This is a genomic window from Streptomyces sp. NPDC050439 (assembly GCF_040655335.1).
GTDB lineage: Bacteria > Actinomycetota > Actinomycetes > Streptomycetales > Streptomycetaceae > Streptomyces.
On record NZ_JBFAJT010000005.1, the window covers coordinates 379,460 to 400,022 of the forward strand.

Here is a 20,563-nt window from a genome sequence, read left to right on the forward strand (position 1 = left end):
CGTCTTGTATGTGTTAAAAGAACCCCACCCCCCCCCCTCCCAAAAACCGCGCCCGGCGCGCGGCACTTGCCAAAAACCGCGGGGGGGGGTGTATAACCCCCCCGACCGGCGTTCAGGACTTCTCCTCGTTCCCCCCGGGCTTCTTCACATGCGTCCGCAGCCGTGAGGAGACGTCGTCCGGCGGCAGGAAGCGGGACCACCGCTCCGGGAACTCCGACGGCATGTCGGGGTCGTCCGGGTCCTGCGAGGCCTCCCGCGCGGCCGCCGCACGCGCCACCATCTCCACCGCCCGCGCCTCCCGGATCCGATCGTTGGCCGCTCGCGCGGCGGCCGTGGCGACGGAGGGCCACACCCGGTCGATCGCGGCGTTCACCGCCGCTCCCACAAGGACCGCGAACGCCGACACACCGATCCACAGGAGCACCGCCACCGGTGCCGCCAACGAGCCGTAGATCGTGGGCCCTTCGACCGTGCTCGTGAGGTAGATCCGGAGCAGGAAGCTGCCGAGCACCCACATCCCCAGGGCGATCAGCGCACCCGGCATGTCCTCCACCCAGGGCGAACGCACCGGCACCGACACGTGGTACAGCGTCGTCAGGAACACCACCGAGAGCAGCGTCACCACCGGCCAGTACAGGATCTGCACCACCGTCGTGGAGCCGGGCACCAGCTTCACCACCGCGTCGGGGCCCGCCACCATCAGCGGCAGCGCGACCGAACCGATCAGCAGCGCCACGATGAACAGGCCGAACGCCAGGAGGCGGGTCTTGACGATGCCGCGCGCGCCGTCCAGGCCGTACATCACCGTGATCGTGTCGATGAAGACGTTCACGGCGCGCGAGCCCGACCACAGGGCGAAGACGAAACCGATGGAGATGACGTCGGGCCTGCCGACCCGCATGACGTCCTCCAGTATCGGCTGCGCGATCTGGCTGACGCCCCGGTCGGAGAGGACCGTGCGGGAGGCCTCGAGGATGTTGTTCTCGACGCTGGCGATCGTGTTCGCGCCGGTCCACCGGTCCACGTACGCGAGCAGCCCGATCAGGCTCAGGAGCAGCGGCGGCACCGAGAGCAGCGTGAAGAAGGCCGCCTCGGCGGCGAGCCCCAGGATGCGGTACTCCACGCATGAGTTGACCGTGTCCTTGAGCAGCAGCCAGGCAGTCCTGCGCTTGGAGACGTTGCTGTAGAGAGCGCGGGCCCGGTTCCAGCGGCCCGACGGCCTCCCGGGTGTTTCATTTGCCTGGTGCACCTCCTTACCGTAGCGGCATGGCAGCCACCACCCACACAGTGACCAACCAGGCTCCGCCCCTGGTGGGATATGACGTCTTTACGTCTGACCGCGCGCTCACGGAAGGGGTCGAACGGCATCTCGACCCCGCGCTCCTCGACACCGCCCGCGAGCAACTCTCCGAACTCGGGCGCACCGCGGGATCGGAGCAGGCGCGCGAATGGGGGTTCCTCGCCAACGAGAATCCGCCCGTTCTGCACACCCATGACCGCTATGGGAATCGCATCGACGAGGTCGCCTTCCACCCCGCGTGGCACCGGCTGCTCGGCAAGGCGGTGTCGTCGGGTCTGACCACCGCCTGGTCGCGTCCGGGCGGGCATCTGCGGCGCGCCGCCGGGTTCCTGGTGTGGTCGCAGGTCGAGGCGGGGCACGGCTGCCCGGTCTCGATGACGCACGCCGCCGTTCCCGCGCTGCGGGCCGACCCCGCGCTCGCCGCCGTGTGGGAGCCCCGGCTCACCTCGCTCGTCTACGACGAAGGCATGCGGCCCGCCTCGCAGAAGGCCGGAGCGCTCTTCGGGATGGGCATGACGGAGAAACAGGGCGGCAGCGACGTACGCGCGAACACGACGCGCGCGCGTGCCCTGGCGGAGGAGGGCGCCTATGAACTCACCGGGCACAAGTGGTTCTGTTCCGCCCCCATGTCCGACGGCTTTCTCGTGCTCGGGCAGACCGACGCGGGTCTCACCTGCTTCCTCGTGCCGCGGGTCCTTGAGGACGGCACGCGGAACGCCTTCGCCATCCAGCGCCTGAAGGACAAACTGGGCAACAAGTCGAACGCGTCGAGCGAGGTCGAGTTCGACGAGACGTGGGCGCGCCGGGTCGGGGACGAGGGGCGCGGGGTGCGCACCATCATCGAGATGGTGGCGGCCACGCGGCTCGACTGCGTCATCGGCTCCGCGTCGCTCATGCGGCAGGCCGTCGCGCAGGCCGTGCACCACGCCACGTACCGCGAGGCCTTCGGCGGCAAGCTCATCGACAAGCCGCTCATGCGCAACGTCCTTGCGGATCTCGCCCTGGAGTCGGAGGCCTCCACGACCCTCGCGCTGCGCCTGGCGGCCGCGTACGACGACGGGAGCGAGCAGGAGCGGGCCTTCCTGCGCATCGCGGTGCCGGCCGCGAAGTACTGGGTGACCAAGCGCTGCACGCCGCTCGTGGTGGAGGCCCTGGAGGTGCTCGGCGGCAACGGCTACGTCGAGGAGTCGGGGATGCCGCGGCTCCTTCGCGAGTCGCCGCTCAACTCCATCTGGGAGGGCTCGGGGAACGTACAGGCGCTCGACGTGCTGCGTGCGCTGCAACGGGAGCCGCAGGCCCTGAACGCTTTCCTCCAGGAGGTGGGCAGCGCGCGCGGCGCCGATCACCGCCTGGACGGCGCGATCAAGGGGCTGCTCACCGAACTGGCCGACCTGGACGGCGTGGAGGCGCGGGCGCGGCGCCTCGTGGAGCGGATGGCCCTGGTGCTCCAGGGGTCGCTGCTCGTGCGGTACGCGCCTTCGGAGGTGGCCGACGCGTTCTGTGCCTCGCGGCTCGGCGGGGACTGGGGCTCGGCGTTCGGGACGCTGCCGCACACCCTCGATCTGGCCGCCGTGGTGGAACGGGCGGCTCCGCGCGAGGCCTAGACGTCCGGAGAGTCGCGGGGGTGGTGCTGCGCCGACACGGCACCACCCCCGCTCTCAAGCCCCGTTGAGGAGCGTCAACGCCGCGAACGGCGTTGCACATCAGCTTCGATCTCCGTACGGCCGTTCGCGAGAGTTGCAGACGGTTGCAAGCCAACAGTTCATTACTGAACCAATACCCTTGCGGACGCCGAGGGGGCACGATGTGTGAATGCCCCCGACGCACTGGCTCTGCTCGGGAAGGACCGGTCATGAACGTGACTTCGACGATCGACCTCGCGAGGATCTCCGCCATGGACTGTGCTCAGGCCGCCCGACTGCTCGCGGGTGTCCGCCAGGCGTCGCTGGCGGGTCAGCGGCCTCGCATGCTGCCCCGTCCCGTGATCGAGGAGTCCTGGGCGCGCATGAAGCTCGTCGGGGTCGACCCCGACCACGACTTCCGTTCCCGGCTGCTCGGTGTGGAGGAACTGGAGGAGCGCCGGCGCGCGTCGCCGCTGACGGAGATCATGCCCGTGCTGCGGGACGCGCTGGTCACCGTGGCGGACGCGGCGCACCACATCATGGTCGTCTGTGACGCGGACGGCCGGGTGCTGTGGCGCGAGGGCAGCTCCCCGGTGCTGCGCAAGGCGGACTCGCTCGGCTTCGAACTGGGCGCCGACTGGAACGAGGCCGTCGTCGGCACCAACGGCATAGGGACACCGCTCGTCGTCCGCCGTCCCGTACAAGTTTTCTCCGCCGAGCACTTCGTGGAGACGCATCACGCGTGGACGTGCACGGGCGCGCCCATCACCGATCCCCGTGACGGCCGCCTCCTCGGCGTGGTCGACATCAGCGGTCCGCTGAACACGATGCATCCGGCGACGCTCGCCCTGGTCGACTCGGTGGCCAAGCTCGCCGAGGCGCGGCTGCGGGAGACCCACGTGGCGGCGCTCGACCGGCTGCGCTCGGTGGCTGCGCCGGTCCTCGCGCGCCTTGGTGGGCGCGCCGTGGCGGTGGACGTCCACGGGTGGACCGCGGCGGTTACAGGAATGCCGCCCACGGACCGGCTCCCCCTCCCCAAGGCCATGACCGCGGGCCACCTATGGCTGCCCTCGCTCGGCACCTGCGCGGTGGAGCCACTGCCCGGCGGCTGGCTGCTGCGCGTCGAGGAGGACCCGCAGCCGCTGACCGCGACGCGGGTCATCCTGGACGTGCGGGGCCCGCACCGCTGGTCGGTCACCGTGGAGGGCGGCGGGGCGGGCGGCTGGACGCGTGAACTGAGCCCGCGGCACGCGGAGTTGCTCTTCCTCCTCGCCACCCATCGCAAGGGCCGCAGCGCTTCGGGACTCGCCGAGGACATGTTCGGCGACCCGGCGCGCACGGTCACGGTCCGCGCCGAGATCTCCCGGGTCCGCCGCTACCTGGGTCCCCTGCTCGCCCACCGCCCCTACCGCTTCCCGGAGGACGTGGACGTGGAGGTGATCCTCCCGGAGCACCCGGCCCACTTGCTGCCGCACTCAACGGCACCGGCGGTCCGAGAGGCACGCAGGGTGCCGGAACCTTGAGTACGGAAGCGCCCGCCTTGGCCACCACTCCACCCCCATGATTCTCTGACCGGCATGAGCCTCACTGTCACCACCTGGTCGCTGGAGCAGACCGCTCCCACCGACCTGCTGCCCGCCGCCGCACCCGAGGGCGACGACGTACGGATCGTCCGGGCCGAGATCCCCTCCCCGGAGTTCAGCCGCTTCCTGTACGCCTCCGTGGGCGGCGACATCCGCTGGACGGACCGCCTCTCCCTCTCCTACGCCCAGTGGCAGGAGGAGCTCGGCAGGCCGGGCGTCGAGACCTGGGTGGCGTACGAGAAGGGGACACCCGCGGGATACGTGGAACTCGCAGCCCGCGAGGAGGGCGTGGTCGAGATCGTCTACTTCGGCCTCATCCCCGCCTTCCGGGGCCGCCGCATCGGCGGCCACCTGCTCTCCCAGGGCGTCCGCCGCGCGTGGGACCTGTCCGAGCGCTGGCCAGAGCTCACCCCCACCAAGCGGGTGTGGCTCCACACGTGCTCCAAGGACGGCGAACACGCGATGGACAATTACTTGCGGCGCGGCTTCAAGCTCTTCGACACGAAGGTCGAGGAAGAGCCGGACGTGGCGACGCCCGGCCCTTGGCCGGGGGCGTGAGGGGGGCAAGGTCCGTCGCGTAGCAGAAAACTCCCGTCCTGCACCGTGAGCACAGGGATACAGCCGGGACTTTCTTGTAAATCGCGCCTACTCGGCCACTCCCCCGCCCGCCGCGCGACGACGCAGGACGGTGACGATTTCGTGCACCGCTCGATGTGGAGCGCCCCAGGCCTGACGCGCTCGGTGATCACGGACGGCTCCACGCAGTACCGCCAGCATGCCGACAACGACGACCGTCACCGAGAGGGCGATCGCCGTGGGAATTCCCCACCAGCCGGACCACGCCACGAAGGAGTAAACCGCCGTGGCGGGCAGGAACACCAGACCGCTGAGCACCTGCCGCCACTCCTCCGCGCCCTCGGGACCCCCGTATATGTAACTGCTGAGCAGAGGAACAGTCGCCAGCATGAGTTCCTCGCTGTCGTCCGACGTCTGGCCGAGCCACAGCGCAAGCCAGCCGAAGATGATCGCGCCGAGGGCGGCCCAGCCCAGCCACCAAGGCCCCCAGCCGTCCACCATCAGCGCGGCGAGCACGGCACGGACTCCCGCCACCGCCGAAAGCGCGACGAGTAGGCCGAACACGAGCCGGTAGTGCCAGCTCTCGTCGAAGTCGTAGTCGGCGTCCGGCGGCGGTTCTGCGCAGGTCTCCCACAGATGCGGCTGCATGCGATCGCCGAGCCACCAGAGACCGAGCGTGCGCAGGCGCTCGGTGACCGGAAGTTCGTCCAGCAGACGTAACGTGCGCTCGGCCGCATCCCCCGAAGAGGTCATCGCCCGGCGGCACAGTTGGTACACGTCGTCGTGGCCTCCTGCCTCGACGGGCTTGGCCACGGGGAACCTTGCAAAGACCAGATCCTGCCCCAACTGCATATGGACGGATTGAGGCACTGCGCCCGCATAACGCGAATCGATGCGGAAGGCGGTGCTTGGATACCCCAGCAAGCCCTCCAGCTCTTCGAGATGTACGGAGCCGGCCGGTAACTCCAAGTTGCCCCGCACACCATGGGAGGGAAGCAGCAAGGCCGCTGCCAGCCGTGCGTCGAGTCTCGCCTCCGCCGGCAGTTCACCCTCCTCGAAAGCCTGCCCGACCAGTCCCGCGACCAGACCCATCACCGGGATGATCGGGTCGTCGACGCTCTCCGCGAAAGGGGCCCAAACGCGCGGGTGGCCGCTCAGCCTCGCCAGCAGGCCAGGCGGCATCAGCTCGTCGAAGAGTTGGGGTTTCGCCTCCCGCAGCGCCTCCTCCACCTCATGTTCCGCGACGAGGCCGCCGAGCAGGACAGCGCATCGGCCGCGTAAGGCCACATTCACGTCGGTGTTCGTGGCCATGACAACCGCCAACGCCACCGCCGCCCGTCCGGTTCCCACCACCCCGAGCGCGTCGACAGCAAGCCCACTCCCCGCCAGCGCGACTTCCCTCAGGGCCGGCACCGCGATGTCACCCATGCTCGCCACTGCAGCACTCGCCGCCGCGCAGTGATCGAGCAAGGGAGCGAGACAACGCGCCGCGCGCGGGGACGCCGTCGCGGCGAGGGCCCGGATCGCTGCGTCGCGTACCGCTCCCGGTGTGGACGGGGCGCTGGCAAGCGGTTCGAGGAGCGCGAACACCGCGTCCGACGTGACCGCCGGGCCCGTGGCCGCTACCCCCAGCGCCGCCTCCAGCGCCGCGCCCGACGCGTCGCCCGATCCGAGGTGCGCGCCCGCATCACGGACCATCTCCCGGGTCAAGGCCCCGTCCACGTACCGCGCTTCCGCCAAGCACTGGAACGAAAGGAGCAGATCACGCCCCCGTAAGTCCGAGATCATCGGCGAGCAGTCGCGGCGGGTCACCCCGCACCACAGGCGGACCGTCTCCCGCCAGCGCTCGGGGTCCGCGTCATAGCGGGTGAGCAGCGCGGGCCAGTCGTCGGCGAGGGCCTCGGCTGCCAGGTACTCCTGGAGGGAGATGTGGGCGAACTGGTAGTAGCGGCCGTTCTCGATCTTGCTGAGGAGACCGCTTCGTACAGAGATCTCGTCGATCACGCGCCGGGCCTTGTCCGGCGTCTCGTGCTGCCGCTCCAGCGCCTGCGCGACCCATTCCATCAGCACCCCGGCGGGAAACTCACGGCCCACTCCCTCGTCGGCGCTCCGGCGGTCGGCCGACTCGGCGAGGGCGTCCTGGGCCCTGAGGCCTGCATTGCACAGCACCGCACGCTTCAGTTCGCTGTCGAACTCGCCCTGTCGGCCGCGGTCGTCGACGAAGGCGTCGGACACCTGCTGGTAGAACTCCGCCCGGGTGCGGGGCAGTTCCTTGTCGGTGTCCGGATAGACGTAGCTGTAGAGGTAGGCGATCGCCGTCAGAAGGAGGGGGTTGCGGGCGAGTGACATCAGGCGGGGGACCTCGCCCAGCGCCTTCAGGAGGCGTTCGACGGAGTCCGGCGCCGTGCGCTCCGGCCAGCGCCAGCCCCGTAGGAACTGGTGGATGTGGAGATCGGTGAACTCCTGGATCGCCAGCGAGCGGTCGACCGTCTCCTTGAGATGCTCGCGGTGCGCGGGGTACACGGCCGTCCGGCAGGTGACAAGCATCCCGGCTGCGGGGTACTTCCTCGCGACCCTCTTGATCCAGTGCACCAGGTCGTACCGCTCCGCCGCCGGGACCTCGTCGAGGCCGTCCAGGTAGAGCGTGATGCGGCCGGCGAGCAGCTGAGTCTCGATCCAGCGCGCGGGAACATTGCGTCCCGCCGGGCTGGCGAAGTGCTGGGTGAGGAGCGCTACGACGTCGAGAGCTCCGGACACGATCGCGTCCGGCTTCAGCTCATGCAGTTCCAGGAGTACGGGGACACGTTCCGGCCGGGCCTCGCGACGCCCGCTCCCGCGACGCCCGCCCCCGCGCCTCACGCGCACGGCCCGGCGGTCCCCCTCGGCAGCGCCCGCGCCCCATGACTCCGCCCACGCCAGCACCGCCCGCCGGAGGTACATGCTCTTGCCCGCGCCGGGGTCGCCGCAGACGATCACCTTCTTGCCGGCGGCCAGGAGCGCGTCCACCGCCTCCCAGCCCAGGGCCTCGGCTCCGGCCGGGCCTCGCGAGGAGATGCCTTCGGCCGCTCGGAGAGGGACGTATACAGACGCGACCGAGATCTTTACGTCGGGGCCGGACGGGACCGCGAAGGGGGTCGGGACCTCGTGGTGGCGGGCGTGGAGGTCGGCGGCGTAGCGGTCCAGGAACCGTCGCTCCCCGCCGCAGGCGAACAGGAGCCTGCCGGGCAGGCCCGTCAGCCAGCCCTTGAAGGCGTCGTTGGCCACGGCCACAATGGAGGCCCCGAGCACCGCGAGGCCGGACACCGCCCAAGTGGCCAGCCATCCCCACGCCTGTCCCCACACGAGAACCCCCCTCGGCCCATACGCCTGCTCAGCAGGATAGGGCGACAGCCGGTCAAAGTGACCCACGTCACTCTGTCTCATCAGGTGGGACAACAACGTCCACACTTCGGACAGTGGTGGACTGGGCCGAAAGTCCCGTGACACGCTTCCGTCATGGATCGCACTGGAATTGCCTTGGTGAGTCGGCGTCACGTCGATCTCTGCCGCATGTCCAGCGCCATGTGTCCGGCGAGCTGACAGCAACAGCGCCGACGACTCCCTCTTTCTGATCACTCCCCTCCGCACCGCCGCGCCCTCAGCGCGAAGTGCGCAGTTGAGAGCCGCCCTCAGCCCGCCTTGAAGGACGTATAGCCATGGCTGCCACCCCTGAAAAGCCCACGACTGCCGCGCCCCGGCGCAAGGCGAGCCGTCACCGTGGTGAGGGCCAGTGGGCCGTGGGACACTTCACGCCGCTCAACGGGAACGAACAGTTCAAGAAGGACGACGACGGTCTCAATGTGCGGACACGCATTGAGACGATCTACTCCAAGCGTGGGTTCGACTCGATCGACCCGAACGATCTTCGTGGGCGTATGCGCTGGTGGGGGCTCTACACCCAACGCCGGCAGGGCATCGACGGCGGCAAGACCGCGATCCTGGAGCCGGAGGAGCTGGATGACGAGTACTTCATGCTCCGGGTGCGCATCGACGGTGGTCGGCTGACCACCGAGCAGCTGCGGGTCATCGGCGAGATCTCGCAGGAGTTCGCGCGCGGGACCGCCGACCTCACCGACCGGCAGAACGTGCAGTACCACTGGATCCGCATCGAGGACGTCCCCGCCATTTGGGAGCGGCTCGAGGCCGTGGGGCTCTCCACCACCGAGGCCTGCGGTGACACGCCCCGCGTCATCCTCGGTTCGCCCGTCGCCGGTGTCGCCGCGAACGAGATCATCGACGGCTCGCCCGCCATCGACGAGATCCAGCGCCGCTTCATCGGCAGTCCCGAGTTCTCGAACCTGCCCCGCAAGTTCAAGACGGCCATCTCGGGGTCGCCGCAGCTCGATGTCGCGCACGAGATCAATGACGTCGCCTTTGTAGGGGTCAATCACCCCGAGCACGGGCCCGGCTTCGACCTCTGGGTCGGCGGCGGGCTCTCCACCAACCCGAAGCTGGGTGTGCGGCTCGGCGCCTGGGTGCCGCTCGACGAGGTGCCCGAGGTGTGGACCGGCGTCATCGGCATCTTCCGCGACTACGGCTACCGGCGGCTGCGCAACCGCGCCCGCCTGAAGTTCCTCGTCGCCGACTGGGGGCCCGAGAAGTTCCGGCAGGTCCTGGAGGACGAGTACCTCAAGCGGAATCTTGTCGACGGGCCTGCGCCCGAGCAGCCTGCCGGGACCTGGCGCGACCACCTCGGCGTGCACCGGCAGAACGACGGCCGCTTCTACGTCGGGTTCGCCCCCCGCGTCGGCCGCGTGGACGGCGCGACACTCACGAAGATCGCCGATGTCGCGGACGCCCACGGCTCGGGGCGGCTCCGTACCACCGCCGAGCAGAAGATGATCGTGCTCGACGTGGAGGAAGCCCAGGTCGAGTCCCTCGTCGCCGGGCTCGAGGCTCTTGATCTGCGGGTCAGCCCTTCGCCCTTCCGGCGCGGCACCATGGCATGCACCGGCATCGAGTTCTGCAAGCTGGCGATCGTCGAGACCAAGGCGCGCGGCTCCCAGCTCATCGACGAACTGGAGCGCCGCATCCCGGAGTTCGACCAGCCGATCACCATCAACATCAACGGCTGCCCGAACGCCTGCGCCCGTATCCAGGTCGCCGACATCGGCCTGAAGGGGCAGTTGGTCCTCGACGGCGAGGGCAATCAGGTCGAGGGTTTCCAGGTGCACCTGGGCGGCGCGCTGGGCCTGGAGGCCGGATTCGGCCGCAAGGTCCGTGGCCTGAAGGTCACTTCGGCCGAGTTGCCCGACTACGTCGAGCGGGTCCTCAAGCGTTTCGAGGAGGAGCGCGCGGACGACGAGCGCTTCGCCACCTGGGTGGCCCGCGCCAGCGAGGAGGCCCTCTCGTGAGCGAGCGTGCCGCCCCCTTCCACTGCCCCTACTGCGGTGACGAGGACCTGCGCCCGAACGAGACCGGTCACGGCGCCTGGGAATGCGCCGCATGCAATCGAGCCTTCCAGTTGAAGTTCCTCGGGCTGCTCGCCCAGGGAGTTCAGCGCGACAACGGTGGAGGGGAACAGATATGACGACCGCTCAGGAGCAAGAACAGCGCACGGACGACGAGTTGAAGGCACTCGCCGAGCAGGCCGGGCGTGACCTGGAGGACGCCTCCGCCCTGGATATCCTCCGGTGGGCCGTCGACACCTTCGGCGAGCGCTTCTGCGTGACCTCCTCCATGGAGGACGCCGTCGTCGCCCACCTCGCCTCGCGCGCCCGCCCCGGCGTGGACGTCGTGTTCCTCGACACCGGCTACCACTTCCCGGAGACCATCGGCACCCGTGACGCCGTGGCCGCCGTGATGGACGTCAACGTCATCACGCTCACGCCGAAGCAGACGGTCGCCGAGCAGGACGCCGAGTTCGGTGCGAAGCTGCACGACCGCAACCCCGACCTGTGCTGCGCCATGCGGAAGGTCAAGCCCCTTGAGGAGGGCCTGACTTCGTACGCCGCGTGGGCGACGGGCCTGCGCCGCGACGAGTCCCCCACCCGGGCGAACACCCCGGTCGTCGGCTGGGACGAGAAGCGCCGCAAGGTCAAGGTCTCGCCGATCGCCCGCTGGACGCAGGACGACGTGGACGCCTACGTCAACGAACACGGCGTTCTCACCAACCCCCTCCTCATGGACGGTTACGGCTCCGTGGGCTGCGCGCCCTGCACCCGCCGCCTCTTGGAGGGCGAGGACGCCCGCGCGGGACGCTGGTCGGGCAACGCCAAGACCGAGTGCGGGATCCACTGATGACAGAGCCGCAGAACGCGACAGAGCCTCGACACGAATCGGAGAAGCGCGTGACCACCGGAGCCACCATCTGGCTCACCGGCCTGCCCAGCGCGGGCAAGACCACCATCGCCTACGAACTCGCGGGCAAGCTGGGCGAGGACGGCCACCGGGTCGAGGTGCTCGACGGCGACGAGATCCGCGAGTTCCTCTCGGCGGGCCTCGGCTTCAGCCGCGCGGACCGGCACACGAACGTGCAGCGCATCGGCTTCGTCGCCGAACTGCTCGCCCGTAACGGCGTGAAGGTCCTGGTGCCGGTGATCGCGCCCTTCGCGGACAGCCGTGAGGCGGTGCGCAAGCGCCACCAGACGGGCGGCACGCCCTACCTGGAGGTCCATGTGGCCACTCCGGTGGAGGTCTGCTCCGTACGCGACGTGAAGGGTCTGTACGCCAAGCAGGCGGCCGGCGAGATCTCCGGGCTCACGGGGGTCGACGACCCGTACGAGGCACCCGAGTCACCCGATCTGCGCATCGAGTCCCAGGACCAGACCGTGCAGGAGTCCGCGGCGGCCGTGCGCGCGCTGCTCATCGAAAGGGGTCTGGCATGACCACGACCGTGGCCACAGTGACCGAGGAGACGGACAGCCCGTACGCGCTGTCCCACCTGGACGCCCTTGAGTCCGAGGCGGTGCACATCTTCCGCGAGGTGGCGGGCGAGTTCGAGCGGCCGGTGATCCTCTTCTCCGGCGGCAAGGACTCGATCCTCATGCTGCACCTCGCGCTGAAGGCGTTCGCCCCCGCGGCGATCCCCTTCTCGCTGCTCCACGTCGACACCGGGCACAACTTCCCCGAGGTGCTCGAGTACCGCGACCGCGTCGTCGCCGAGCACGGCCTGCGGCTGCACGTCGCCTCCGTGCAGGAGTACATCGACGCGGGCAAGCTGCGCGAGCGCCCCGACGGGACGCGCAACCCGCTCCAGACCGTGCCGCTCACGGAGAAGATCCAGAGCGAGAAGTTCGACGCGGTCTTCGGCGGCGGACGCCGTGACGAGGAGAAGGCCCGCGCCAAGGAGCGGGTCTTCTCGCTGCGGGACGAGTTCTCGCAGTGGGACCCGCGCCGCCAGCGCCCCGAGCTGTGGCAGCTCTACAACGGCCGCCACGCCCCCGGCGAGCACGTCCGCGTGTTCCCGATCTCCAACTGGACCGAGCTGGACGTCTGGCAGTACATCGCCCGTGAGGGCATCGAGCTTCCCGGGATCTACTTCGCGCACGAGCGGGACGTGTTCGCGCGCTCCGGCATGTGGCTGACCGCCGGTGAGTGGGGCGGCCCCAAGGACGACGAGACGGTCGAGAAGCGGCTCGTCCGCTACCGCACCGTCGGCGACATGTCCTGCACCGGAGCCGTCGACTCCGACGCCACCACGCTGGACGCCGTCATCACCGAGATCGCCGCGTCCCGGCTCACCGAGCGTGGCGCCACCCGCGCCGACGACAAGATGTCCGAGGCCGCGATGGAAGACCGCAAGCGCGAGGGGTACTTCTAAACATGACCAGCACCACCGAACCCGACAAGGCGCAGCCGCTCTCCGCCGAGCAGCTGTCGGCCACCACCCTGCTGCGGTTCGCCACCGCGGGCTCCGTCGACGACGGCAAGTCCACCCTCGTGGGACGGCTGTTGCACGACTCCAAGTCGGTCCTCACCGACCAGTTGGAGGCCGTGGAGCGCGCCTCCGCCAGCCGCGGCGCCGAGGCGCCCGACCTGGCGCTGCTCACCGACGGCCTGCGGGCCGAGCGCGAGCAGGGCATCACCATCGACGTCGCCTACCGCTATTTCGCGACCCCGCAGCGCCGGTTCATCCTCGCCGACACCCCGGGGCACGTGCAGTACACGCGGAACATGGTCACCGGCGCCTCGACGGCCGACCTCGCCGTGGTCCTGGTCGACGCCCGCAACGGCGTCATCGAGCAGACCCGCAGGCACGCCGCCGTCGCCGCACTGCTGCGCGTCCCGCACGTGGTGCTCGCCGTGAACAAGATGGACCTCGTCGACTTCGAGGAGACCGTCTTCGCGAGGATCGCCGAGGAATTCACCGCGTACGCGAGCGAGTTGGGCGTCCCGGAGATCACCGCGATCCCCATTTCGGCGCTCGCCGGCGACAACGTGGTGGAGCCGTCCTCCAACATGGACTGGTACGGCGGCCCCACCGTCCTTGAGCACCTGGAGACGGTCCCGGTCAGCCACGACCTGACCTCCTGCCACGCACGCCTGCCCGTCCAGTACGTGATCCGCCCGCAGACCGCGGAGCACCCCGACTACCGGGGCTACGCGGGTCAGATCGCGGCGGGCACCTTCCGGGTCGGCGAGTCCGTGACCGTGCTCCCCTCGGGCAAGACGTCGAAGATCGCGGGCATCGACCTCCTCGGCACGCCTGTGGACGTCGCGTGGACGCCGCAGTCCGTGACGCTGCTCCTGGAGAACGACATCGACATCGCGCGCGGCGACCTGATCGTGCCGAGCGGTGACCAGCCGGCGACCTCGCAGAACCTCACGGCGACGGTCTGCCACGTCGCGGACACCGCGCTGACCGTCGGCCAGCGGGTGCTGCTCAAGCACACCACCCGCACGGTCAAGGCGATCGTCAAGGAGATCCCCTCGCGGCTCACCCTGGACGACCTCTCCCAGCACCCGGAGCCGGGGCAGCTGGTCGCCAACGACATCGGCCGCGTCGTGGTGCGCACCGCCGAGCCGATCGCCGTCGACTCGTACGCGGCCTCGCGCCGCACCGGTTCGTTCCTGCTGATCGACCCGGCCGACGGCACGACGCTCGCGGCCGGCATGGCGGGAGACGCGTTCGCCGAGACCGTCGAGACGGTCGAAGAGGCCAAGAAGGCCGCGGACGACGAGGGCTGGGACTTCTGACCATGGCCACGATCGACTATTTCTCGACCTTCGCGAAGGAGGGCGGCCGCGTCGGCAGCGGCGCCCTCGGCGCGGGGCAGGGCGGAGTCGGGCGATGTGCGTAGTGACGTACGCGCACCGCTTGCGCGCCCACACCCCCCGCGAGTTCCACCTGCGAAGACGAAAACCTGCCGATCTCCCGGCCACGCCCTGAGGGCGTAGGGACCGGGCCGACGAGAGGACCACCTCCCGTGTCTGCCAGCTTCCGCACTCCACGCACCACCGGGGGCCGACGTGCCCTGGCCGCCGTCGCCGCCCTGCCGTTGCTCGCCGTGGTGCTCACCTCCTGCGGGTACGGGTCCTCCGCGGACGACAAGGACGACAAGGCCGAGGTGGCCGCGGGTGCGAAGAAGATCGAGGGCCTCGACGAGGTGAAGATCGGGTACTTCCCGAACCTCACGCACGCCACCGCGCTCGTCGGTGACCAGGAGGGCCTGTTCCAGAAGGAACTGGGCGCGACGGAGGCCAAGTACACGCAGTTCAACGCGGGTCCGTCGGAGATCGAGGCGCTGAACTCGAAGTCGATCGACATCGGCTGGATCGGCCCGTCGCCCGCCATCAACGGCTACACCAAGTCCCAGGGCAAGAACCTGCGCATCATCGGCGGCTCGGCGTCCGGTGGCGTGAAGCTGGTGGTCAACCCGGACAAGATCAAGTCCCTGGACGACGTCAAGGGCAAGAAGATCGCGACGCCGCAGCTCGGCAACACCCAGGACGTCGCCTTCCTCAACTGGATCAAGGAAAAGGGCTGGAAGGTCGACGCGGAGAGCGGCAAGGGCGATGTCTCGGTGGTCCGCACCGACAACAAGATCACCCCTGACGCCTACAAGTCCGGTTCCATCGACGGCGCCTGGGTGCCGGAGCCGACCGCGTCCAAGCTGGTCGCCGAGGGCGGCAAGGCGATCCTCGACGAGGCCGACCTGTGGCCGGACAAGAAGTTCGTGATCACGAACATCATCGTGTCGCAGGACTTCCTCAAGAAGCACCCGAAGGTCGTCGAGGCCGTTCTGCGCGGTTCGGTGAAGACCAACCAGTGGATCAAGGACAACCCGGAGAAGGCGAAGGCGTCCGCCAACGCGGCCCTCAAGGAGGCGTCCGGCAAGGAGCTGCCCGCCGAGGTCATCGACCCGGCGTGGAAGTCCATCCAGACCACCGATGACCCGCTGGCCGCCACGCTCGGCTCCGAGGCCGATCACGCGGTCAAGGCGGGCCTCCTGGAGAAGCCGAACCTCAAGGGCATCTACGACCTCAAACCGCTGAACAAGGTCCTCAAGGGCGAGGGCAAGTCCGCTGTCGACGACGCCGGCCTCGGCGTCAAGTAACCCCGGAAACCGGATCATTTCCCAGGAGGTGACGACCATGGCGACACCCACCCTCGCCAAGGCGGCGGAAGACATCACGGCCGCCCCGCACGCAGCCCGGATCGAGCATGTCTCGAAGTCCTTCGCCACACCCGCCGGGCAGCAGCTCGTCCTGGACGACATCACGCTCGATGTCGCTCCGGGCGAGTTCGTCACCCTCCTGGGAGCCTCCGGCTGCGGCAAGTCGACGCTGCTCAATCTGGTGGCCGGGCTCGACAAGCCGACGGCGGGCGACATCGCCACCGACGGCCGCCCCGCCCTGATGTTCCAGGAGCACGCGCTGTTCCCGTGGCTGACCGCGGGCAAGAACATCGAGCTCGCCCTGAAGCTGCGCGGCGTCGCCAAGGCCGAGCGGCGCGAGCGGGCCGAGGAGCTCCTGGGTCTCGTACGCCTCCAGGGGGCGTACGGCAAGCGGGTGCACGAGCTGTCGGGCGGCATGCGCCAGCGGGTGGCGCTGGCCCGCGCGCTCGCACAGGACGCCAAGATCCTGCTGATGGACGAGCCGTTCGCGGCGCTCGACGCGATCACGCGTGACGTCCTGCACGACGAGCTGACCCGCATCTGGCGCGAGACGAACGTCTCCGTCCTCTTCGTCACGCACAACGTGCGCGAGGCCGTGCGCCTCGCCGAGCGCGTCGTGCTCCTCTCGTCGCGTCCCGGCCGGGTGGCGCACGAGTGGCGTGTCGACATCCCCCACCCGCGCCGCATCGAGGACTCCGCCGTCGCGGAACTGTCCGTCGAGATCACCGAACAACTGCGTGGGGAGATCCGCCGACATGGCCAGCACTGACACTCCGGTCGACAAGACCGAGAGGGACAGCAGTCAGGACCTGGCAGGTCTGGAGGCGGGCCTGGACGCGCTGGACGCGGTCCAGACCCGGCGCGTCCCCTTCCGCCAGACCTTCGTCCAGAAGATCCTGCCGCCGGTCACCGCCATCGTGCTGGTGCTCGTGGTCTGGCAGGTCCTGGTGTGGGCGAAGGTCACCGACTCCTACAAGCTGCCCGCGCCCTCCGCCGTCTGGGACGAGGTCGAGGAAGCCTGGCTCCAGGGCACGCTCCTGGAGTACATCTGGACGTCCGTGTCGCGGGGTCTGCTCGGCTTCCTGATGGCACTCGCCATCGGTACGCCGCTCGGTCTGATCGTGGCCCGGGTGCGGTTCGTCAGGGCCGCGATCGGCCCCATCCTGTCGGGCCTGCAGTCGCTCCCCTCGGTGGCGTGGGTGCCGCCCGCCGTGATCTGGCTGGGTCTCAACGACCAGATGATGTTCGCGGTGATCCTGCTCGGCGCGGTCCCCTCGATCGCCAACGGCCTGGTCGCGGGCGTCGACCAGGTGCCCCCGCTGTTCCTGCGGGCCGGGCGCACGCTGGGCGCGACGGGGCTGCGTCACACCTGGCACATCGTCATGCCCGCCGCGCTGCCCGGCTACCTGGCCGGCCTGAAGCAGGGCTGGGCTTTCTCCTGGCGCTCGCTGATGGCCGCGGAGATCATCGCGCAGTCGCCCGACCTGGGCATGGGGCTCGGTCAGCTCCTGGAGGCGGGCCGCACGAACAGCAGCATGTCTCAGGTGTTCTTCGCGATCCTCCTCATCCTGATCGTCGGCATCGCCATCGACCTGCTGATCTTCAGCCCCCTTGAGCGGCGCGTGCTGCGCAGCCGCGGACTCCTCGTGAGGAGCTGACCCACGATGTACGCCCGTCCCTCCCGTCCCGTCCTGTTCGTCGTCGCCCACGGCAGCCGCGACCCGCGGCATGCCGCGACGGTGCGCGCCCTGGTGCGCCGGGTGCGGGAACAGCGGCCGGGGCTGCGGGTGGAGACCGGCTTCCTGGACTTCAACTCGCCCTCGGTCCCCGAGGTTCTGGAATCCCTGGACGCCGAGGGGGTACGCGACGTGATCGCCCTCCCCCTGCTCCTGACGCGGGCGTTCCACGCGAAGTCGGACATCCCCGCGGTCCTGAGTCAGGCACCGCCCCGCCTGCGCATCCGGCAGGCGGCGGTGCTCGGCCCCTCCCCTCTGCTCCTGACCGCCCTGGACCAGCGGTTGTACGAGGCGGGTCTCATCCCCGCCGACAAGTCCTCGACCGGGGTCGTGCTGGCCTCGGCGGGGTCCTCCGACCCGGAGGCGATCGCAGTGATCGCTGAAATCGCGCGGGAGTGGCGGCACACCGGTTGGTGCGCCGTGCGGCCTGCGTTCGCCTCCGCATCTCTGCCCCGCACGGAGGACGCCGTGCGGGAGCTGCGCGCTCTCGGGGTGCGCAGGGTGGCGGTGGCTCCCTATGTCATCGCGCCGGGTTTTCTGCCTGACCGCATCGAGCGCGGCGCCGCCGAAGCCGACGTACTGGCCCAAGTCCTCGGCCCCTCGGCGGGGTTGGCGCGGCTGCTCGTGAGGCGTTACGACGAGGCATGCGCCGAGAACGGTGTGGTCGGGCGGGTGGCGCGGGTTCCCGTGCTGGCCTAGCTTGTGGGTTCATGACCCTCTCCAGATCCCGCACGCTCTGGCTGCGGACCGAGCCCCTGCACGCCGTGATCTACTTCGAGGAGCGCTGCCGGGACCTGGGCAGGGCGCTGGGCCTCAAAGGCTTCTGGATGGGCTACTTCGCGGCCCGTACGGCTCCCATGGGCCCGGTCGAGTCGGGTCCGGCGACGGCCGCGCTCGGTGTGTTCGCCCCGGACATGGTGGAGCGGGCCCTTCCGTCCGCCTGGCAGTACGTGTCGCCCGGCCGGATAGTGGAGGAGCGCGCCGCCTACACCGCGCGGGCCCTGCGCGCGCTGGTCCCCGGCATCGACGACCAGGCCCTCGCGCTCTGTCCGCCGCTCACCGCGATGGTCGAGGACGCCCCGTCCCTTGCCCGCCCGCTGTTCACGGCCAACCGTGACGTGAGCGAACGGACCGACCCGGTGCAGCGGCTCTGGCAACTGGTCACCTGCGTACGGGAGTTCCGGGGCGACGCGCATGTCGCCGCGCTCGCCGACCATGGCCTCGACGCCTGCGAGGCGCTGGTGCTCGCCGCCGCGACGGGCCGCGTGGACCACGACACCATCCGGCACGACCGGGGGTGGGAGGAGCAGGAGTGGGAGCAGGCGGTGGACCGGCTGCGCGGGCGCGGTCTGGTGGACGGCGACGGGCACATCACCGAACACGGCCGCACCGAGCGCGAGTTGATCGAGGACGCCACGGACCGCCTGTCGGCGCGCCTGCTGCGCCCGCTGGCCGCACGCGACGCGGACACGCTCCTGGCGGCACTGGAACGGCCGGCGCGGCAGATACTGGCGACGGAGATCATCCCCTTCCCCAATCCGATCGGTCTTCCGCGTCCCACGAATTAGTCAATCGGGTTGCTGAAGTGCCGCCCGTGCGCCTACCGTCACGCCGATGACCCCCGTACTCCGTTCCGAGCGCCTGAGTCTGTCCCCCTATGTCGCCGCCGACGAGGAACAGTTCGTCGCGCTCCTCCAGGAGGAGGCCGTGGGCCGCTGGTTCGGGGACGGGATGCAGAGCGTGGAGCAGACCCACGCGCTGTTCCGCCGGATCTTCGGCCTCATATACGCCGAGAACCAGTTCCCGGTGTGGGCGGTGCGGCACGAGGGGCGCTACATCGGCCACGCGGAGATCAAGCCGTCGCCCGAGCCCTGGCTCGACGGCCACGAGATCGTCTACGGCCTCTTCCGGGGCAGCTGGGGCATGGGGCTGGGCACGGAGCTCGCCCGCCTGCTCACCGCGTACGGCCATCAGACGCTGGCCCTGAGCGAGGTGCACGCGACGGTGGACGCGGAGAACATCGCCTCCCTCACCGTCCTCAAGCGCCTCGGCTTCACCCAGGGCCGCTCTGTGGCGGAGGACAACGGCCGCACCACGCTCCTGATGACCTCGGTGCTCAGCTGACCCGCTCCTGCCGCTCCTCCGCGCCGGCCACAAGGCCCAGAAGTTCGCTCACCGGCATCGACCCAGCCTCGCGCCGCTCCCGCGCGAAGGCGTTCGCCACCGACTGGAGGGTGTCGTTCACCGGCGTCGGCACTCCGTGCAGGCGGCCGAGCAGGGCGATCTCGCCGTTGAGGTAGTCCGCCTCGATGGTGCCCGTGCCCCGGCTCAGGCTCTGCCAGGACGAACCGCCGCCGCGTTCCGAGCCGTCGAAGGGCTCGAAGCGGATGCGGTCGCCGCGGGCCTCCTTCTGCTCCTGCTCGCCGACCGCCTCGATGCCGGCGGCGGCGAGCACCGCCTCGCCCTCCGCGCGGGCCCTGCGGTAGAGCGCGATGGCCTCTTCGCCGGAGAGGACGCCCGTGACCGCCTCGACGGCGTTGGCCAGGTTCGCGAGCAGCTTGCCGTACTTCCAGCGCATCACGTCCGCCACGACCGGCGAGAGCAGCTTCGACTTCTCCAGGCCGGCGGAGATGAGCCGGGCCGTGTCGTCCGTGCCCCGTGGGTAGCGGCCGATGTGCAGTATGCCCGTGTAAGGGGCACCTGCCGCTGAGACCGAGCCCGGCTCGACATGCGCGGCGGGCAGCCACACGCACATCCCGTACACCCGCCGGAAGCGGCGCAGCGCGATGCGCTCGCTCTCCACGCCGTTCTGCGCGCAGACCAGCGGAAGGAGCTCGCCCGCCGTGCCGCCGCCCGCCACCGGGCGTCCGGCCCAGGTGTCGAGCGCGGCCGCGCCGTCCTGTGTCTTCACGGCGAGGAACAGCACGTCGTCCGCCCGCAACTCACCGAGTTCGGCGGGATCTTGGACGACGGGGAGCCGGTGCGTCAGCTCCCCCTCGGGGGTTCTGACCCGGAGGCCGCCCTCCCGCACCGCCTCGTAATGCGCACCTCGCGCGACGAGGACCACGTCGTGTCCGCTCTCGGCGAGGCGCCCGCCCACGGTGCCGCCGATCGCCCCTGCCCCGATGATGATGTAGCGCATGGGGCC

At 70.0% G+C, this 20,563-nt stretch carries 19 protein-coding genes; 16 read left to right on the forward strand and 3 right to left on the reverse strand.

What is annotated here, in order from left to right; all coding sequences use genetic code 11:
* Positions 1 to 112 precede the first annotated feature (112 nt).
* Positions 113 to 1,249, reverse strand: coding sequence for a YihY/virulence factor BrkB family protein (locus AB0I66_RS22835; protein ID WP_363209755.1), 1,137 nt, complete (start codon positions 1,247 to 1,249; stop codon positions 113 to 115).
* A gap of 17 nt (positions 1,250 to 1,266) precedes the next feature.
* Between AB0I66_RS22835 and AB0I66_RS22840 the strand changes: the two genes are divergently transcribed.
* From AB0I66_RS22840 to AB0I66_RS22850, 3 genes are all read left to right on the forward strand, one after another.
* Positions 1,267 to 2,904, forward strand: coding sequence for an acyl-CoA dehydrogenase family protein (locus tag AB0I66_RS22840; protein ID WP_363209756.1), 1,638 nt, complete (start codon positions 1,267 to 1,269; stop codon positions 2,902 to 2,904).
* 248 nt (positions 2,905 to 3,152) lie between these two features.
* Positions 3,153 to 4,445 (forward strand): GAF domain-containing protein, encoded by a 1,293-nt coding sequence (locus tag AB0I66_RS22845; protein ID WP_363209757.1) that lies wholly within the window; start codon positions 3,153 to 3,155, stop codon positions 4,443 to 4,445.
* Between the two features lie 54 nt (positions 4,446 to 4,499).
* The gene (locus tag AB0I66_RS22850; RefSeq protein WP_363209758.1) at positions 4,500 to 5,063 is read left to right on the forward strand and encodes a GNAT family N-acetyltransferase; all 564 of its coding nucleotides are present in this window, start codon (positions 4,500 to 4,502) and stop codon (positions 5,061 to 5,063) included.
* 87 nt (positions 5,064 to 5,150) lie between these two features.
* Here the strand turns inward: AB0I66_RS22850 and AB0I66_RS22855 are convergent, their stop codons facing one another.
* On the reverse strand, positions 5,151 to 8,345 hold the full coding sequence (locus AB0I66_RS22855) for an NACHT domain-containing protein (RefSeq protein ID WP_363209759.1): 3,195 nt from the start codon (positions 8,343 to 8,345) through the stop codon (positions 5,151 to 5,153).
* Positions 8,346 to 8,576: 231 nt separating this feature from the next.
* Here AB0I66_RS22855 and AB0I66_RS22860 point away from each other — a divergent pair, with 231 nt between their 5' ends.
* The 13 genes from AB0I66_RS22860 to AB0I66_RS22920 all read left to right on the forward strand — a co-directional run bounded on the left by AB0I66_RS22860 (position 8,577) and on the right by AB0I66_RS22920 (position 19,539).
* The gene (locus AB0I66_RS22860) at positions 8,577 to 8,660 is read left to right on the forward strand and encodes a putative leader peptide (protein WP_323178717.1); all 84 of its coding nucleotides are present in this window, start codon (positions 8,577 to 8,579) and stop codon (positions 8,658 to 8,660) included.
* Positions 8,661 to 8,776: 116 nt separating this feature from the next.
* Positions 8,777 to 10,474 carry a nitrite/sulfite reductase gene (locus tag AB0I66_RS22865; protein ID WP_363209760.1) on the forward strand — a complete coding sequence of 566 codons (1,698 nt, stop codon included), beginning with the start codon at positions 8,777 to 8,779 and terminating at the stop codon, positions 10,472 to 10,474.
* Positions 10,471 to 10,650 (forward strand): hypothetical protein, encoded by a 180-nt coding sequence (locus tag AB0I66_RS22870; protein WP_363209761.1) that lies wholly within the window; start codon positions 10,471 to 10,473, stop codon positions 10,648 to 10,650. The genes AB0I66_RS22865 and AB0I66_RS22870 overlap by 4 nt, the downstream gene beginning before the upstream one ends.
* On the forward strand, positions 10,647 to 11,360 hold the full coding sequence (locus AB0I66_RS22875) for a phosphoadenylyl-sulfate reductase (protein WP_363209762.1): 714 nt from the start codon (positions 10,647 to 10,649) through the stop codon (positions 11,358 to 11,360). Before AB0I66_RS22870 ends, AB0I66_RS22875 begins: the two co-directional genes overlap by 4 nt.
* On the forward strand, positions 11,360 to 11,947 hold the full coding sequence (gene cysC, locus AB0I66_RS22880; RefSeq protein ID WP_363209763.1) for an adenylyl-sulfate kinase: 588 nt from the start codon (positions 11,360 to 11,362) through the stop codon (positions 11,945 to 11,947). Before AB0I66_RS22875 ends, cysC begins: the two co-directional genes overlap by 1 nt.
* On the forward strand, positions 11,944 to 12,882 hold the full coding sequence (gene cysD, locus AB0I66_RS22885) for a sulfate adenylyltransferase subunit CysD (protein WP_363209764.1): 939 nt from the start codon (positions 11,944 to 11,946) through the stop codon (positions 12,880 to 12,882). The genes cysC and cysD overlap by 4 nt, the downstream gene beginning before the upstream one ends.
* Positions 12,883 to 12,884: 2 nt before the next feature.
* A complete protein-coding gene (locus AB0I66_RS22890; protein WP_363209765.1) occupies positions 12,885 to 14,258 on the forward strand; it encodes a GTP-binding protein in 1,374 nt (457 codons plus the stop codon).
* A 230-nt stretch (positions 14,259 to 14,488) separates the two neighbouring features.
* On the forward strand, positions 14,489 to 15,619 hold the full coding sequence (locus tag AB0I66_RS22895) for an aliphatic sulfonate ABC transporter substrate-binding protein (RefSeq protein WP_363209766.1): 1,131 nt from the start codon (positions 14,489 to 14,491) through the stop codon (positions 15,617 to 15,619).
* A gap of 37 nt (positions 15,620 to 15,656) precedes the next feature.
* Positions 15,657 to 16,448: an ABC transporter ATP-binding protein gene (locus tag AB0I66_RS22900; RefSeq protein WP_363209767.1), complete on the forward strand. Its 792-nt coding sequence runs from the start codon at positions 15,657 to 15,659 to the stop codon at positions 16,446 to 16,448.
* Entirely contained in the window at positions 16,435 to 17,337 is a 903-nt protein-coding gene (locus tag AB0I66_RS22905; protein ID WP_363209768.1) for an ABC transporter permease, read from the forward strand. The genes AB0I66_RS22900 and AB0I66_RS22905 overlap by 14 nt, the downstream gene beginning before the upstream one ends.
* 6 nt (positions 17,338 to 17,343) lie before the next feature.
* Positions 17,344 to 18,114 carry a sirohydrochlorin chelatase gene (locus AB0I66_RS22910; protein ID WP_363209769.1) on the forward strand — a complete coding sequence of 257 codons (771 nt, stop codon included), beginning with the start codon at positions 17,344 to 17,346 and terminating at the stop codon, positions 18,112 to 18,114.
* 11 nt (positions 18,115 to 18,125) lie between these two features.
* Positions 18,126 to 18,983 (forward strand): hypothetical protein, encoded by an 858-nt coding sequence (locus AB0I66_RS22915; RefSeq protein WP_363209770.1) that lies wholly within the window; start codon positions 18,126 to 18,128, stop codon positions 18,981 to 18,983.
* 46 nt (positions 18,984 to 19,029) lie between these two features.
* On the forward strand, positions 19,030 to 19,539 hold the full coding sequence (locus AB0I66_RS22920; RefSeq protein WP_363209771.1) for a GNAT family N-acetyltransferase: 510 nt from the start codon (positions 19,030 to 19,032) through the stop codon (positions 19,537 to 19,539).
* On the opposite strand, the gene AB0I66_RS22925 is transcribed toward AB0I66_RS22920, so the two are convergent.
* Positions 19,532 to 20,557: a 2-dehydropantoate 2-reductase N-terminal domain-containing protein gene (locus AB0I66_RS22925; RefSeq protein ID WP_363209772.1), complete on the reverse strand. Its 1,026-nt coding sequence runs from the start codon at positions 20,555 to 20,557 to the stop codon at positions 19,532 to 19,534. The two genes, AB0I66_RS22920 and AB0I66_RS22925, sit on opposite strands and share 8 nt — an antisense overlap.
* Positions 20,558 to 20,563 lie beyond the last annotated feature (6 nt).